Origin of the sequence: Priestia sp. YIM B13491, assembly GCF_042787605.1 — a bacterium.
Lineage (GTDB): Bacteria > Bacillota > Bacilli > Bacillales > Bacillaceae_H > Priestia > Priestia megaterium_E.
On the sequence record NZ_JBHZOR010000002.1, the window covers coordinates 913,508 to 929,924 of the forward strand.

A 16,417-nucleotide genomic window follows, 5' to 3' on the forward strand; every position below is an offset into this window, starting at 1 on the left:
ACTTCTTAAGGTGTCGGTTTTATTTATATTACGAGGAGGAATTTATGATGGGCAGAGGCAATCGATCAAAACGTTTTGTGAAACAAGGTGCAGACGCAGTTCAAAAACATGATGAACGAATTCCTTATCATATGACTATGGCAGAGGCAGAAGCATTTCAAGCTCAGCAGCGCCAAACTCCTCATGGAGGACAGTAACTTATGAAAAATTCACTTTTTGGTCAAGTAAAAGATGCGATTCGAAATGCAGTATCCGGCCATTCAGAAGATCAGCTTCATCGTCAAAAGCACGGCAACGGTGAACTTGATATTTCAGAAGGCGTATTAAATAGTATTGCTTCTAACGCTTCTCCTGAGGAGCAAGAGCAGCTGAAGCAATTCCAAAACTCATTGCATCAAGCGTATGATACAGATGGAGAATCACATTCACAAGAGAAAAGCGCAGACATTACGTCTGATACGCTGTCTCACATCGTTCAGAATGCTTCTTCCGAAGAGAAGGCACAGCTTGAACAGCTTCAAAGCACTTTAGAAGGCGGTCAGTCTCACGCTCACGGTAAAGCTCATGCGTCCAGTGAAAGCGTAGCAGCTGATATATTATCTCATGCACAGCAAAATGCTTCTCCTGAAGAACAAGCTCAGCTTGAACAGCTTCAAAGCACTTTAGAAGGCGGTCAGTCTCACGCTCACCGTGAATCTCACACGTCTAGTGAAAACGTAGCAGCTGATATGCTGTCTCATGCACAGCAAAGCGCTTCTCCTGAAGAACAAGCTCAGCTTCAGCAGCTTCAGAATACATTAGGAGCTGCTGGTCAAAATCATCAAACGTCTCAGGCTCATACGTCTGCAGCTTCTGATGAAAACATTGCAGCTGATATGCTGTCTCATGCGCAGCAAAATGCTTCTCCTGAAGAACAAGCTCAGCTTCAAGAACTTTCTAATGACTTAAAAGGCACGCATTAATAAAAAAGAGTCCAGGTAATGAATACCTGGACCTTTTTTAATCCTTGCGAAACAAACCAAAGATTCCCGTTGTCTGAACGATATTGGTAAAAGCTTTAGGATCTACCTCTTTAATCACTCGCTCCAAGTCAAATAATTCATATCTGGTCAAAACAATCATTAGCATTTCTTTATCTTCGTTTGTAAAGCCGCCTTTAGCCGGTACCGCCGTAATCCCTCGCACAAGTTTGGCGTGAATCGCCTTTCTTAGCTCCACTCCTTTTTTCGTTACGATCATTGCTGTGAGTTTGACATGACGCGTATGAATAACATCAATGACGCGAGTAGTTGTATAAAGCGTCACAAGCGTATAAAGTGACTTCTCAGCACCATATAAAAGACCTGCTAGCACGATAATAATTGCGTTTAATATGAACATATAAGTGCCAATTGGTCGGTCCTTTACTCGAGACAAAATCAGGGCAATAATATCGAGCCCACCAGTTGAAGCTCCAAATTTCAACGTAATTCCTACCCCTACCGCTAAAATAACGCCTCCAAAAACTGCGTTAAGGATGATGTCTTTAGAAAGTGCTTGAATAGGAATAATTCCAAGAAACAAAGTTGTTGCAGCAACGCTGATAAAGCTGTAAACAGTAAATGACTTCCCAACTTTTTTCCACCCTAAAATAGTTACAGGAATGTTTAACAACAACAGCAGCACTCCAGTGGAAATAGTAAAAGGGGTGTAATCTGTCACGATACTCGAAACAAGCTGCGCTACTCCTGTAAAGCCGCTCGAATATACATTAGCAGGTATCAAAAACAAGTTGAGCGCAAGCGCATTCAATAATGCTCCTACTAAGACGACTATCGCTTTTTTTGTTTCAAGCCACATATTCAAATGACCGACCTCCGCTTTTTTAAAACTTCTTACTCTCCTATACCCATTTATAAAATGAATAAAGTCAGCATCTTTAAAATAGTTAGTACATATAGTATGTACGATTTGGCAGAATTAAAAAAACTTATTCAAAAATTGTATTTTCCTCAAAGTGCTTATACACTAATACTATGTCGTATATAACGCTTCTCAATGTTTATACATCAAATTCATTTAATATTTTATAAATGCAATTAGGAAGGTGACATTTATGTCAATTAAACTTTTAACCGATAGTGCAAGCGATTTGCCTTTATCCTTTTTTCAAGAAAATAACGTTGGCTTTTTACCACTTCGCGTAAGCCTGGATAATCAAGAATTTTTAGATCTACAAACGATTGAGCCAGCTTCTGTCTACGAAGCCATCCGTAAAGGCAAAATGCCAAAAACATCTCAAGCGGCTCCAACTACTACGTATGAAGTCTTTGAGAACATAGCTAAATCAGGTGATTCGTGCATTTATTTAGCTTTTTCTTCAGAATTATCCGGTACATACCAAACAGCAATGATGATTCGAGAAGAACTCCTAGAAAAGTATCCCGATTTCCAATTAGAGATAATCGATACGAAATGTGCATCTCTTGGCCAGGGAGTAGTTACTTATTATGCAACACAATTACTACAACAAAACCTCTCACTAGTCGAGATGACAGAAAAAATAAAACAATACGCGCTGCATATGGAACATATTTTTACGGTCGATGACTTAGATTTTCTTGCTCAAGGAGGACGCGTGAGCAAAGCTTCTGCTTTTGTAGGAGGTCTGCTTAATATTAAGCCGCTGCTTCATGTGGAAGATGGAAAACTGATTCCAATCGAAAAAATCCGCGGCCGTAAAAAAGTATTTAAGCGCATGCTTGATGTAATGGAAGAACGAGGAAAAAGCCTCTCTTCTCAAACCATTGGAATCAGCCATGGAGATGATTTAGAAACAGCTCTTCAGCTGAAAGAGATGATTCAAGAACGTTTTGGAACCAAACATTTTATTATTAATATTATTGGTGCAGCCATAGGTTCTCACTCTGGCCCAGGGACGATTGCAGTCTTCTTTTTGAACGAAACCATCGAATAATTTAAAGAGGTCAGGGCATTCTAAAGGTACGATCAAAAAGGGGTGTATCACAATGCCAAAAACGAGCGATAACGATAAAAAAGCAAAAGATAATAACGCAAAGCTTCACGAAAAGAATCTGCAAGCTAAGCATAACCGTGAGCTTGGAAAACATTCATTTTCTAAAAAAACTGATCACTTATAAAAAGAAGCCGCTGAATTTTCAGCGGCTTCTCCTTTTAGTTTTCTTCTTTTTTAAAATATGTCCATCCTTCTTCTTGATAAACTTTTCCTTCTTTCATCAGTTTACCAAGCGCACGTTTGAACGCAGCTTTACTCATATTAAAGCGCTCGCGAATATCTTCCGGATAGCTTTTATCCCAAAATGGCATAACGCCACCGCGGCTTTCCATGTAATCGTATAGTACTTGTGCATCTTCATCCATGCTTTCTTGCTTGCGCGGAAGAAGCGATACGTTTAGCGTTCCGTCTTCTTTTACATTAATTACGCGGCCTGTTACATACGTCCCAAGCTTTGGTTCTTTGCGTCTCTCGCTTTCATGAATAAATCCAACATATCCTTCATCTGTCATAATAAATGAACCTACGCGCAGTACGCGATAGATGTATCCGCGCACTTCACGATTAAAAAGTTCGGGCGGAGCATCTAATGCCATTGCTTTCATCACATCGTCTGTAGCAATTTTCCCGTACATCTTACCGCGCTTTGAAATCTTCATTGTACAGTAAACCTTGTTTCCGACTTCTGGCCACAGATCTTCTAGGGCAGGTAAGTCTGTTGAACCAATTAACATATCTTTGTTCATGCCGATATTTACAAACACGCCCAAACCTGGATTAACATCTACGACCTCGACCCACTCATAGACACCTTCTTCAACAAGAGGTAAGTGCATCGTTGCCGTTAAACGGTCATGCTGATCAAGGTATAGAAAAACTTCTACTTCTTCTCCTTCAGCAAGTTCTCTTGTTGTTTCATTTTTATGTAGCAAAATTTCTTCTTCACCTTCTGCTAACATATAACCAATCGGCGTTTCCCGGTTTACTGTTAAATACGCTTTCATCCCAGCTTCTACATTCATCGTTCTATCCATCCTTTATATAAATTAGTAGTGACTATTCCGTCACCACATACCTTCTCACTTTGCATCGAACAGCATTTTAAATTTCAAATCAACTTAAATGCATGCATTGTTTAAAAAAGCTGCTTCTATAGCTTACAACAAAAAGCATAACTTGTATTGTATCAATTACCGGCTCTCTATTCAATATCAGTTGTATACAGTTTGTGTTTTATTTATAATAAAAGAACAAACTCTTTACATATGGAGGTTATTATGGCTAAAGATAGTTCATTTGACATTGTGTCACAAGTCGATTTATCAGAAGTAACAAACGGCATTACCATGGCAACAAAAGAAATTAAAACCCGCTACGATTTTAAAGGCAGTAAAAGCGAAATCTCGCTTGAAAACGAAGAGCTTGTTCTTATTTCTGATGATGAATTTAAGCTTGAACAGTTAAAAGACGTACTGATCTCCAAGCTTATTAAACGCGGCGTACCTACACGCAATATCTCATATGGAAAAATTGAGAACGCCTCTGGAGGAACGGTTAGACAACGTGCCAAGCTAATTCAAGGTATCGACAAAGACAACGCTAAAAAGCTAAATACGATTATTAAGAATACCGGTTTAAAAGTAAAAAGCCAGATTCAAGATGATCAGCTTCGCGTAAGCGGTAAAAATCGTGATGACCTGCAGCAAATCATTTCAGCTATTCGCAGCGCTGATTTACCTATTGACGTACAATTTATTAATTACCGCTAAAAAAATGGATGCTCCGGCATTCATTTTTTCTTTTAAAGCCTTTTTTTATTCGTTCAGGCTTATTCCTATGCATAGATACACTTTCTTAACAAATACTAGTATACGCTTTACATACTCATATTAATTAAGGAGTGTATACCAATGAATCAAAATCAAAAACAAAACTTCCCTCCTCAGCATCAGCAAACTCAGCCAGGTATTGAGAAAGATATGCACCCAATCCCTACCTCTATCGCTCCAGATTATAAGGCAAGCGGAAAATTACAGAACAAAGTAGCTGTTATCACCGGAGGAGACAGCGGTATCGGACGTTCTGTCGCTTATCATTACGCTAAAGAAGGCGCAAATGTTGTCATAACCTACCTTAATGAACACGATGATGCAAATGAAACCAAAAAACAAGTTGAACGAATGGAAGCTTCTTGTTTGTTGCTTGCTGGTGACATAGGAGATGAGCATTTTTGTCAAGAAGTCGTCTCAAAGGCCATTCAGACTTTCGGAAAAATAGACATCTTAGTCAATAATGCTGCTGAACAGCATCCTCAAAAAAGTATTACGGATATCACGACTGAACAGCTTACTCGTACGTTTCAAACGAATATTTTTTCAATTTTTCATTTGACCAAAGCTGCATTGCCTCATTTAAAACAAGGAAGCGCTATTATTAATACAACGTCTGTGACAGCTTACCATGGGCATGATCAGCTGATTGATTACTCTTCAACCAAAGGTGCTATCGTTGCTTTTACACGTTCTTTATCAGCTTCGCTCGCAACAAAAGGCATTCGCGTAAACGGCGTAGCTCCGGGACCCATTTGGACACCTCTTATTCCGTCTACGTTCGACGAACAGCAAGTTGCGACATTTGGGTCTAATACACCTATGAAACGGGCAGGACAGCCTTCTGAGCTCGGACCAGCCTATGTATACTTGGCAAGCTCTGATTCTTCTTATATGTCCGGGCAAGTTCTGCACATTAATGGGGGATCCATTGTAAACGGATAACATTTCTCTTCGGTCATTCATTTATTTTTATGTGGAAACACTATCAGAATTCAGCTATTTTTGTTTAAATAGAGATATGAACACCGCTAAAGGAGAGTATTTGAATGACCGATACATTAAGCACTCTTAAACATATATACGAAACCATTTTAAATAAAGTCGATGCCGGTATCCATGCGGTCGATGAAACAGGAAAAACTATTATTTATAATGAAAAGATGACAAAGATGGAGCTGATGGATGAACAAGACGTTTTACATAAAAACTTGTTAGATGTATTTATGTTCAAAGAAAATCAGCAAAGCACGCTTGTACAGGCGCTGCAAAAAGGAAAAGAAACGGTTAACGTCAAGCAAACGTATTTCAACAATCAAGGACAAGAAATCACGACGATTAATAATACCTTCCCTATTTTAAAAGACGGGGTCATTCAAGGAGCGGTTGAAATTGCTCAGGACGTGACAAAACTAGAGCGTCTAATCCGGCAAAACATTAGGCAAAAAGGAAACACACGCTTTACGTTTGACAGCATCATCGGAAACAGTCAAGCGGTTCATGATGTGATTGAAGACGCCAAGCGTGCTACTAGAACTCCTTCTTATGTCTTAATCATTGGAGAAACAGGCACGGGAAAAGAATTGTTTGCTCAAAGCATACATAATGGCAGCAGCCGCTCTTCTGCTCCTTTTATTTCACAAAACTGTGCTGCGCTACCGGATAATTTAATTGAAAGCCTTTTGTTCGGTACGAAGCGCGGAGCTTTTACAGGTGCAATGGATAATCCTGGCCTTTTCGAACAAGCGCAAGGAGGCACATTACTGCTAGATGAAATCAACTCGTTAAACCCAAATCTTCAGGCTAAGCTTCTTCGAGTGCTGCAGGAAAAAACCGTACGAAGAATTGGGGATACAGTGGACAAACCGGTTAACGTTCGAGTGATCGCGAACATGAATGAAGATCCAATCGATGCAATTGCAGAAAACCGATTACGCAAAGACTTATATTATCGACTTGGCGTCGTGACGCTTTTTATTCCTCCTCTTCGTGAACGAAAAGAAGATATTATTGAATTAACAAAGTTTTTCATCAAAAAATACAATGATTTGTTTCAGATGAATGTAAAAACCGTAGATCACCAAGTCATGTCTTCTTTTCTCTCTTATGACTGGCCAGGGAACGTACGGGAATTAGAACACATTATTGAAGGCGCAATGAACTTGGTAATGGACGAAGATGTTATTCACTATTCTCACCTTCCTTTCCAATACAGAACGAAGTTCCAGCTAAAGCAGCATGAACATTTTGAAAATAAAGCAAGCAGTGACGCACCTTCTTATCCAAGCGCTTTTCACCCTTCTCTTCCTTTAAAGGAACAGCTGTTAGCGTTCGAAGCAGAATGTATTAAACAAACGCTTGAACAACACAGCCACAACATCTCAAAAAGTGCTAAGATACTAGGGCTGACCAGACAAAGCTTGCAGTATCGTATGAAACGATTAAACATCCGCTCTAAATAAAAAAGAAGTGCACAGTGCACTTCTTTTTTATTTTGCTTTATAAACCGGTGAATCCGATTGTTTTTGATCAATATTTTTCTTGATTCCTACGTGATAATACACGTAGAGTACAATGATTAAAGGGACACCGCAGTAAAGACCAATTCGTTGATCCGGAATAAAAATTAAACTGATTAATACAAGTCCATACAAACAAAAACCTAGAATAGGAACGAACGGATAAAGCGGCGTTTTAAATTTCAATTCCTTTATGTCTCCTCCTTCCGCTAAAAAACGACGGCGGAACATAAATTGAGAGGCACAAATGGACATCCAAACAATAATGGTCACCATTCCTGAAATCGAAATAAACCAAAGATATACGGTTTCAGCAGCCACGACGCTTGTAATCAACGAGCACCCTGAAATAATCATTGTCACAATTAATGCGTTAATTGGAACACCTTTTGAAGATAATTTCTTCAAAGGTTTTGGCCCCATATTGCTGTTTGACAGTGACCAAAGCATACGAGAAGCAGCATAAACGCCGGAGTTCGCCACTGATAGAACGGCTGTTAAAATGACAAAGTTCATGATATCCGCTGCGTATGGAATGCCAATTTGATCTAATACGGCAACAAACGGACTTTCAATGACGCCTGCTGTTTTGTATGGCAGAATAGAGACTAAAACAAACATAGCTAACACAAAGAAAAACAGCGTTCTCCAAATGACGTTTCGAATAGATCTCGGTAACGTTTTCTCAGGACTTTCACTTTCTCCTGCTGCAATGCCGACAAGCTCCGTTCCTTGAAACGAAAAGTTAACCGTTACTAAAGTCAATAAAACTGCCAGTATTCCATTTGGAAAAAGACCTGCGCCTTGGGTGAAATGTGAAAGAAACGGTGCGGATTCTCCTCCCTTGAAATCGATAAAACCAAAAACAGCAGCTCCTCCAATTAAAATAAATAGAATAATAGCCGTAACTTTAATACTCGAAAACCAAAACTCAGTTTCAGCATAGCTTCGAGCAGAAAGAGCGTTAATTAAAAATGTAATGACGCCAAAAATCAAGCACCATGACCATATAGGTACATCAGGAAACCACCTCTGCATTAAAATTCCTGCTGACGTAAATTCAAGTCCTGTCGTATTTGCCCAGCTGAACCAGTACAGCCATCCAATCATAAAGCCTGTAGAAGGCCCTAAAAACCTTGTAGCGTATTCTTGAAAGGAACCTGAAACCGGCATTGCTACCGCTAGCTCTCCTAAACAAAGCATAACTAAATACATGAGGAAGCCGCCTATTATATATGCAAGAATGGCTCCTCCCGGCCCTGCCTGGCTAATAGTAAAACCCGAACCTAAAAATAGGCCTGTTCCAATCACGCCTCCTAACGCAATCATAAATAAATGTCTGCTTTTCATTGTTCTCTGTAATTGGTTTTGTTCTGTATGTCTATTCATCGGTACCTCCGTTCTTCATTTTCTTATATGTGGTTTGTACAAGCATACCTACTTTTTAACATCTGAACAGTTGTTTCTTGAATCAACTTAGGAAGGACGCCGAACGAATAAGGCTTGTACACTCGCTCTGTCCACTTATGTCCGTCTTTCCCATATACCCCCATATTGATGGACGGAATATTTAATTCTCGAATTTCACGGAAAGGAATCGCCCCTGCAATCCCCCATCCCGGAAAGTTACGTGTAAAAGCATCGATTTCCTCATCTGTCTCATGAAGAGATAAAAAGCTGCCATCCGCTAGGTAGGGGAAAAATTTTTTAAACTGAAACGTCTCTCCCGTCTGTTTTCCAACCTTCTCCACAGCCGCTTGCAAGGGATAAAGAAGCTGCTGATCTCTGCTTTCTTCTTTCTTCAAGTGATTATGAGGCAAGTAAGGCGGTGCAAAAAAGACAATTACGCGCGGACTTTGATGCGGATCTAACCTTTGAAGTTCTTCAATTACTTTAAAGCACCTTGTTCTAAGTTCTAAATGCGCATACTGTTCGAAAGCTCGTTCAATACAAGCCTGAGCATTTACCCCTTTTTGATCCAATTCTTCCAAATAATCTTCCAAACTCACAACATCTACTTTCCAAGACAAGTTTCGCTTTGGTAAATTCGTTCTCCGAACAAAAAGTTCGTAATAATCAGAAAGTTTTTTCTCCACTTTTTCACATGCTTCGATTGATAATCCAATTAATTGACTCATCACTTCTTTTGCCGTTCGTTCATAGATGAAATAGTTAAAATACAAATGACTACTTACAGCAGTTTGCACATTATAAGCCTCTTTATTATCTCGTTGATACAGACAGGAAGGTGGCAGTACCAGCTCTCCTTCAATATTTTCAGCTAGATTAATATTGTTATGGATGCTTCCTGTAATCTCAGATGCAATCAAATTAGGGTCTATACCAGCAAGCGTATCTCCTACGTGTACCTCCCTTCCGTAAATATAAAAACATGGAAGCAGTTTCCCAGCGGCTCCTGTATAAATATAGCGCGTGGAATCTCCATCGTAAAGAGGTGTAATAAAGTCGGTATTAATCGCTGCTACATATGAAAGATTTTTTTCTTTTTTCAAACGGTTCAGTTCAGAAACAGCAGAAATAATTCCAGCATGCTGACTTTCCTCATCTGGGTTGACCATAAAAAGGACGTTTCCTTCTAATTTATTTGGATGCTTAGTAAAATGCAGCACATTGGCTAAATGTACAGCAATTCCACTTTGCATATCAACGGCTCCTCTTCCAAACATCCATTCACCTGAGCGAGCATCTCGCTGTACATCTTCATTAATGTTATGCATAGAGAAATAGCGCTGAAGTTCTTCTGGATCTAATGCTATGTCTTTTAATGGACCAAAATCTTCAATGCCAACCGTATCTAAATGAGCGTGATAAATCATTGTTTGAGCATTTTTTTTGCTGCCTTGAATAAAAGCAAATACATTTTTTCTACCTAGCGTATCGCCATTAATTTTCTGTTCCCAAACGTGAAGGGGATTTTCTTTGAAATAAGGAAAACTTTGAAGCGTGTTTTTAATGAAATCAGCAATCTTTACTTCGCCGCTTGTCCCATTGATACTTTTGATTTTCACTAACGCTTTTGTTAAACATTCAACTTGCTCTTCCATGCTTAGCTGCGAGAGTTGGATATACACTTCTATTCCTCCTGCCTATCAAATAAAAACGTTATTTAGCTGCATATGAATAAAAATAGTACGATATATACATATCGTACTATTTTTATTTATTTTAAACCGATTACTCAGCAAATACTTTTTCAATTCGTTCAATTGCCCAGTCTAACTCTTCTTTTGAAATCGTTAGCGGCGGAGCAAAACGAATAACCGTACTGTGCGTTTCTTTACAAAGCAAACCTTGGTCTTTTAATTTTTCACAATAAGGACGAGCTTCTTCGTGTAATTCTACCCCGATGAATAGACCTCGGCCGCGCACTTCTCTAATAACTGGATTGCTTAAGCTTTGGAGCTTCTGCTTGAAATAAGAACCTAATTCTAATGAACGCGCTGGAAGTTCTTCATCTTCAATTACTTCCAAAGCAGCTAATGATACGGCACAAGCAAGCGGGTTTCCTCCAAATGTTGAACCATGAGAGCCAGGGTTAAAGACACTTAAAATGTCTTCGTTAGCGACTACGCAAGAAATAGGGAAAACTCCTCCTCCAAGCGCTTTACCTAAAATCAGCATATCTGGTTCTACGTCTTCCCAATCACAAGCAAACATTTTGCCTGTACGCGCTAAGCCAACTTGGATTTCATCAGCAATAAATAGCACATTATGTTCTTTACATAAATCAGCTGCAGCTTTTAAGAAGCCTTCTGGAGGTAAAACGATACCTGCTTCACCTTGAATTGGCTCAATTAAAAATGCGGCTGTATTTGGTGTAATAGCAGCTTTTAACGCTTCTAAATCACCATAAGGAATGGTTTGAAGCCCTGGAAGCATCGGTCCAAAACCACGTTGATATTCTGCTTCAGACGATAAGGAAACAGCTGTCATTGTACGACCGTGGAAGTTGCCCACACATGCGATGATTTGTGCTTGATTTTCAGCAACGCCTTTCACATCGTAAGCCCAGCGGCGTGCAGCTTTAATGGCTGTTTCCACCGCTTCTGCTCCCGTATTCATTGGAAGAGCCATATTTTTATTTGTTAATTTACAAATCTTTTCATACCATGGACCAAGCTGATCATTATGAAACGCTCGTGACGTTAACGTTACTTTATCAGCTTGACGTTTTAATGCTTCAATAATTTTTGGATGACGATGTCCTTGGTTAACAGCGGAATAAGCACTTAGCATATCCATATATTTATTATTTTCTGGATCGTGTACCCATACGCCTTCTGCCTTTTCAATTACAATCGGCAGCGGATGATAGTTGTGTGCCCCAAATTTTTCTGTTTGCTCAATGATTTTCACCGTTTTTTGTGTTTCAGTTGTCATATTTACTCCTCCTTATTTTCTAATTAGAATGTTTCAGATGTTGTTTTTGCTTGCATGTGAAGAACAAGATAATCCGGTCCGCCTGCTTTTGAATCCGTTCCTGACATATTAAATCCGCCAAAAGGCTGGTAACCAACAATCGCTCCTGTACATCCTCTGTTAAAATACAGATTTCCAACATGGAACTCTTCACGGGCGCGCTCAATATGCTCGCGGTTGTTTGATAATAAAGCGCCTGTTAATGCATATTCTGTATTGTTTGCAATCTCCATCATATGATCAAAATCTCGCGCTTTAGAGAATGCTACTACCGGACCAAAAATTTCTTCTTGCATGAGACGAGCTTTTTCATCTACATCCGCAAAAATAGTTGGCTGAATAAAGTATCCAGTTGAATTGTCTGCTTCTCCTCCCGCAACAAGCCGTCCTTCTTCTTTTCCAATTTCAATATACGATAATACTTTGTTATACGACGCCTCATGAATAACAGGTCCCATATAAGTTGAAACTTCTTCTGGGTTTCCAACGGTTAATGTTTTTGTTAGCGCAACTGCTTTTTCAAGCACTTCATCATACACATCTTGATGCACAACAGCACGAGAACCAGCGGAGCACTTTTGCCCTGCAAAACCAAATGCAGAGTATACAATTGAAGAAGCAGCTAAATCCAGATCCGCATCTTTGTCTACAACCACCGTATCTTTTCCGCCCATTTCAGCAATAACGCGTTTTAGCCATTTTTGGCCCGGCTGTACTTTTGCTGCTCTTTCATAAATGCGGCAACCTACTGCTCGCGAGCCGGTAAATGAAACAAAACGTGTTTTTGGATGTTCAACTAAATAGTCACCGATTTCAGGTGTAGCACCAGGAATAAAGTTTAATACGCCTTTCGGTAAACCTGCTTCTTCCATTACTTCTACAAATTTCGCTGCTACTACAGGAGTGGCATCAGCTGGCTTTAATAAAATCGTGTTGCCTGTTACGATAGCTGCTACTGCTGTTCCAGCCATGATAGCTAACGGGAAGTTAAAGGGTGAAATAATAATACCTACGCCAAGTGGAATATAATTGTACTGATTATACTCACCGTCTCGACTCTGTACTGGAGAACCATCTTTTAACGTCAGGACTTGACGTGCATAGTACTCTAAAAAATCAATTGCTTCTGCTGTATCAGCATCTGCTTCGTTCCAAGGCTTTCCTGCTTCTTTTACAAGATAACTAGAAAATTCATGCTTTCTGCGACGGATGATGGCCGCTGCACGAAAAAGAATATCTGCTCGATGTTCTACTTTCCATTTTTTCCACGTTTCAAAAGCTTTTAAAGCTGACTGCATCGCTTGCTCTGCTAAGTCTTTATTTACTGTAGAGACATATCCAATCACTTCTTTTATATTCGCTGGGTTAACAGACGTAATTTTCTCTTCAGTTTCCACTTTTTCACCGTCGATCACAAGCGGGTACGTTTTGCCAAGCTGTGTATTTACATATGTTAATGCTTCTTGAAATGCCTTTTTATTGTTTTCGTCCTTAAAATTTGTAAATGGTTCATGAGAATAAGAAACTACCATGATATATACCTCCTAGTATGCAAATCTTTGTTTACTTTATAGTTATGCAAATAGCGTGCCAACTTTTAATAAAACTTTACAGCCTATTTGCCATCAAGGTTTTCACCACTTGTATTATTCTTTCTTTTTAATACAGGAAAAAATAATTGGCACGTGTATATTTTTTTTGCACTTTAAACGCCAATATCTTTGGCACAGAAAATATATTGAGACATACCTAAATCAATCCAATCTAAAAACGAAAAAATCCGAACAAGTTTGATTCTCCATCAAGAATCAAACTCGTTCGGATCTTCCTTCAACTACAATACTTTTGTCCCAGCCTCTTTCTATTTGTTTATAAAGTTATCTCTTCGTCATTTGAATGGTTTTACAGGATTGTCTTTCAATCATTTTGTGAGCAACGCGCACTTGTTCTGCAACAGCATATGGCGTTTCAATCTGCTTAATCAAACAGCGTACAGCCTGATAACCAAGTTCAAAAATATTAATATCAATAGATGTGAGAGCAGGTCTAGCCATTTCGGCGATCAAAACATTATTAAAACTGACAATCGAAATGTCTTCAGGAACCGAAATTCCCAGTTCATCCAATGTATTTAAAACGCCTAATGCCATTAGATCGTCCGCTACTACCAGAGCCGTTGGACGTTCTTTTAGAGATAAAAGTTCGCAAACAGCTTCTTTTCCTCCCTTCTGTAGAAATTCTTCATGAATTACATACTCGTCCCGGTAAGGAATGTTTGCTTTTTGAATCGCTTTATCATAGCCTGTTAAACGGTCAATGGTAACGACTAATTCAAGACTTCCGCCAATAAACGCAATACGCTCATGTCCAGATTCAATTAAATATTCCGTCGCTTCTTTTCCAGCTTTAAAATTATCATTATCAACAAACGTGATGCTTTCACTATGTTTAAACGGCTTTCCAATAACTACAAACGGCACGCTCTGTTCTTGCAAATAAGAAAGTACTTGATCATCAACTTTGGAGTACAGCAAAATTAATCCATCCACTCGTCTTCCCTGTACCATTTGAACAACTTCTGCAAAAATCTCTTCTTCCGTTTCTCCAGTGGACATATAAATCGCTCTTTTGTTTTCGTGAGCTCCGGTGCTGATTCCTCTTAGCACTTCGGGAAAGAATGGATTTTGAAACACCTTGTCTGCTGAGCTCGGCATCACTAGGCCGACTGCCTCTGTCGTTTGATTTGCTAGACTTCGCGCAATAATATTTGGGTGATAACCAAGTTCTTTCATAGCCGATCGCACGCGCTGTTTTGTTTTTTCACTAATTCTTGAGCTGTCTGCAATGACGCGAGATACCGTCGAAGGGGCTACATTTGCTAAATTTGCCACATCTTTTATTGTTACACCCATAATTCCACCTCTTAATTATGTTTTCTTCATTAATACTTATCCAATTATAATTTGACAACTACGACGCGCTGTCCTTTTTACGTGATTGAGAAATTTTCTTTTCTTTTCTTCTTTTTGAAGATGCTTTGTACAAAAAGATGCCAAATCCCGTATAAACAGCAGCAACCGCTGCGATATATCCAATATTAAACCCTGACTTTTTCACTACTTTATATACATTTGTGGTCTCAGGCTCCAATGAAATGTTGTATACATCGTCAACGGGTCGTATAATTCCTTCCGTTATTAACCCTCTTAGTTCATTTTCTTTTCCAACTTTTTTGAGCGGGACATTAATGTCCGACGTTTCCTTTGTATTATTAATCACAACAAACGTCGTTTCGTCCTTATACCTTCTCTTGTATACAGCCACACCTTTTTGCTCAGACACAAGGGTAAAGCTTCCTTTTCGAAGAGAAGGCGACTTTGCTCTAAGTTCAGCCAGTTTTTTTAAATGATCTATAATATCGGGATTAGCTAAAAAATTCATCATCCCATAATTTTCTGCTCCCTTTCCCCCATTCAGCGCAATTTCCGTTCCATAAAAAACGATTGGTACACTCGGCGAAGTATAAAGATACGAAAGCCCTTGCTTTGTTCGGGCTCCAGGATGATTTTCACTCTTCAATGCTTGTGCTGTAAAACGTGTGCTATGAACATCATCTAAAAAATTGGCTAAAGGCTGATTACTTCCTTTCCTCCACTTGTCATACAACATTTTCTGCGGACGATTAGTACCGCTAAACGTAGCAGCAGTGGCTTCGGCTAGCGTTCTATCTACAAGCAAATCTACTCCTAACGAATCAGCCTGCTCATTTTTTTTAAATGGTTGCCCGTTTATTTCTCCTATTAATAGAAAAGAAGGATTCATGCTTTTTAGCGTCTTAGAAAAGGATGAAATAAATGCAGAAGGAGCTTGATCGATATCTTTAACGTAATATCCGTCAATATCTGCTTGTTTGCTCCACCAAGCAGCATTTTTAATAAGGTATTTCTGCACAGCGCTTTCTTTTAAATTAAGGTGAGGCAATGCTTTAATTACTTCGTTATCTGTACCGGATTCATTACTTATCCATGTTTGTTTTTCTTTATCTGCTACCCAGGAATGATTGTTACTGATTGTCAAAGGAAATTCGACCATAATTTTTATATTGCGCTCATGTGCTTTCTTCACAAGATTTTGTAAGTCTTTTAACGTTCCAAAATGATCGTCTATTTTATAATGGTTGGTCACCGCATATCCATGATAGCCTGTCTCATCATTTTCCATAAACGGAGTTAATAAAACAGCGGTAAATCCCATCTCTTGAATATAGTCTAACTTTTGTGCTATTCCCTGTAAATCGCCTCCATAATAGGCATCTGAACGTTCATAGTTAACATTTCGATCATTCTGTTCACTTCCGTTATAAAAACGGTTGATCATCAATGAGTATATTACCTCATCACGTATATCTTTATGATCTTGCGCTGAGGCACTGCTTCCAAAAAGCAATAATAGTATAAGCAGCATACTTATCCTTTTCCATTTCATCTATTCCCCTCCTATAGACGAACTGTTTCAAACTCACTTTTGTTTCCATTATAACGTTAACGCTTACATTATTGTTAAATAAGTTGATAAAAACAAAAAAAGTGATTAAAAGTTTTTACTTTTAATCA

General features: G+C 39.0%; 15 protein-coding genes. 7 read left to right on the plus strand and 8 right to left on the minus strand.

All coding sequences use genetic code 11. The features are described 5' to 3' along the window. The first annotated feature begins 44 nt into the window (after positions 1 to 44). Both ACFX4E_RS10610 and ACFX4E_RS10615 read left to right on the plus strand, forming a co-directional pair. Positions 45 to 197, plus strand: coding sequence for a hypothetical protein (locus ACFX4E_RS10610; RefSeq protein ID WP_013055382.1), 153 nt, complete (start codon positions 45 to 47; stop codon positions 195 to 197). Between the two features lie 3 nt (positions 198 to 200). Continuing rightward, positions 201 to 962: a DUF3813 family protein gene (locus ACFX4E_RS10615; protein WP_028407446.1), complete on the plus strand. Its 762-nt coding sequence runs from the start codon at positions 201 to 203 to the stop codon at positions 960 to 962. A gap of 37 nt (positions 963 to 999) precedes the next feature. Here the strand turns inward: ACFX4E_RS10615 and ACFX4E_RS10620 are convergent, their stop codons facing one another. Further along, positions 1,000 to 1,839: a YitT family protein gene (locus tag ACFX4E_RS10620; RefSeq protein WP_025749916.1), complete on the minus strand. Its 840-nt coding sequence runs from the start codon at positions 1,837 to 1,839 to the stop codon at positions 1,000 to 1,002. Between the two features lie 256 nt (positions 1,840 to 2,095). Here ACFX4E_RS10620 and ACFX4E_RS10625 point away from each other — a divergent pair, with 256 nt between their 5' ends. Both ACFX4E_RS10625 and ACFX4E_RS10630 read left to right on the plus strand, forming a co-directional pair. Further along, positions 2,096 to 2,956, plus strand: a complete 861-nt coding sequence (locus ACFX4E_RS10625) for a DegV family protein (RefSeq protein WP_098525531.1) — start codon at positions 2,096 to 2,098, stop codon at positions 2,954 to 2,956. Between the two features lie 52 nt (positions 2,957 to 3,008). Then, positions 3,009 to 3,140 (plus strand): DUF3941 domain-containing protein, encoded by a 132-nt coding sequence (locus tag ACFX4E_RS10630; RefSeq protein ID WP_013055378.1) that lies wholly within the window; start codon positions 3,009 to 3,011, stop codon positions 3,138 to 3,140. A 34-nt stretch (positions 3,141 to 3,174) separates the two neighbouring features. Here ACFX4E_RS10630 and ACFX4E_RS10635 read toward each other — a convergent pair whose 3' ends face one another. Further along, entirely contained in the window at positions 3,175 to 4,038 is an 864-nt protein-coding gene (locus ACFX4E_RS10635) for a CvfB family protein (RefSeq protein ID WP_028407443.1), read from the minus strand. A gap of 255 nt (positions 4,039 to 4,293) precedes the next feature. Here ACFX4E_RS10635 and ACFX4E_RS10640 point away from each other — a divergent pair, with 255 nt between their 5' ends. The 3 genes from ACFX4E_RS10640 to ACFX4E_RS10650 all read left to right on the plus strand — a co-directional run bounded on the left by ACFX4E_RS10640 (position 4,294) and on the right by ACFX4E_RS10650 (position 7,307). Next, positions 4,294 to 4,785, plus strand: coding sequence for a YajQ family cyclic di-GMP-binding protein (locus ACFX4E_RS10640; protein WP_013055376.1), 492 nt, complete (start codon positions 4,294 to 4,296; stop codon positions 4,783 to 4,785). 141 nt (positions 4,786 to 4,926) lie between these two features. Further along, positions 4,927 to 5,790 carry an SDR family oxidoreductase gene (locus ACFX4E_RS10645; RefSeq protein WP_016763019.1) on the plus strand — a complete coding sequence of 288 codons (864 nt, stop codon included), beginning with the start codon at positions 4,927 to 4,929 and terminating at the stop codon, positions 5,788 to 5,790. Between the two features lie 104 nt (positions 5,791 to 5,894). Then, complete coding sequence (locus tag ACFX4E_RS10650; protein ID WP_028407442.1) at positions 5,895 to 7,307, plus strand: sigma-54 interaction domain-containing protein; 1,413 nt, start codon at positions 5,895 to 5,897, stop codon at positions 7,305 to 7,307. Positions 7,308 to 7,334: 27 nt separating this feature from the next. Here the strand turns inward: ACFX4E_RS10650 and ACFX4E_RS10655 are convergent, their stop codons facing one another. The 6 genes from ACFX4E_RS10655 to ACFX4E_RS10680 all read right to left on the minus strand — a co-directional run bounded on the left by ACFX4E_RS10655 (position 7,335) and on the right by ACFX4E_RS10680 (position 16,289). After that, entirely contained in the window at positions 7,335 to 8,753 is a 1,419-nt protein-coding gene (locus ACFX4E_RS10655) for an amino acid permease (RefSeq protein ID WP_028407441.1), read from the minus strand. 23 nt (positions 8,754 to 8,776) lie between these two features. Continuing rightward, positions 8,777 to 10,456, minus strand: a complete 1,680-nt coding sequence (locus ACFX4E_RS10660) for a M20/M25/M40 family metallo-hydrolase (protein WP_060746439.1) — start codon at positions 10,454 to 10,456, stop codon at positions 8,777 to 8,779. 103 nt (positions 10,457 to 10,559) lie between these two features. Further along, complete coding sequence (locus ACFX4E_RS10665; RefSeq protein WP_028407439.1) at positions 10,560 to 11,765, minus strand: ornithine--oxo-acid transaminase; 1,206 nt, start codon at positions 11,763 to 11,765, stop codon at positions 10,560 to 10,562. Positions 11,766 to 11,788: 23 nt separating this feature from the next. Continuing rightward, positions 11,789 to 13,336, minus strand: coding sequence for an L-glutamate gamma-semialdehyde dehydrogenase (pruA, locus tag ACFX4E_RS10670; RefSeq protein WP_014461625.1), 1,548 nt, complete (start codon positions 13,334 to 13,336; stop codon positions 11,789 to 11,791). 345 nt (positions 13,337 to 13,681) lie between these two features. Further along, positions 13,682 to 14,716, minus strand: a complete 1,035-nt coding sequence (locus tag ACFX4E_RS10675; RefSeq protein WP_098433396.1) for a LacI family DNA-binding transcriptional regulator — start codon at positions 14,714 to 14,716, stop codon at positions 13,682 to 13,684. Between the two features lie 58 nt (positions 14,717 to 14,774). Next, positions 14,775 to 16,289, minus strand: a complete 1,515-nt coding sequence (locus ACFX4E_RS10680; protein WP_098433395.1) for an alpha-amylase family glycosyl hydrolase — start codon at positions 16,287 to 16,289, stop codon at positions 14,775 to 14,777. Positions 16,290 to 16,417: the final 128 nt, after the last annotated feature.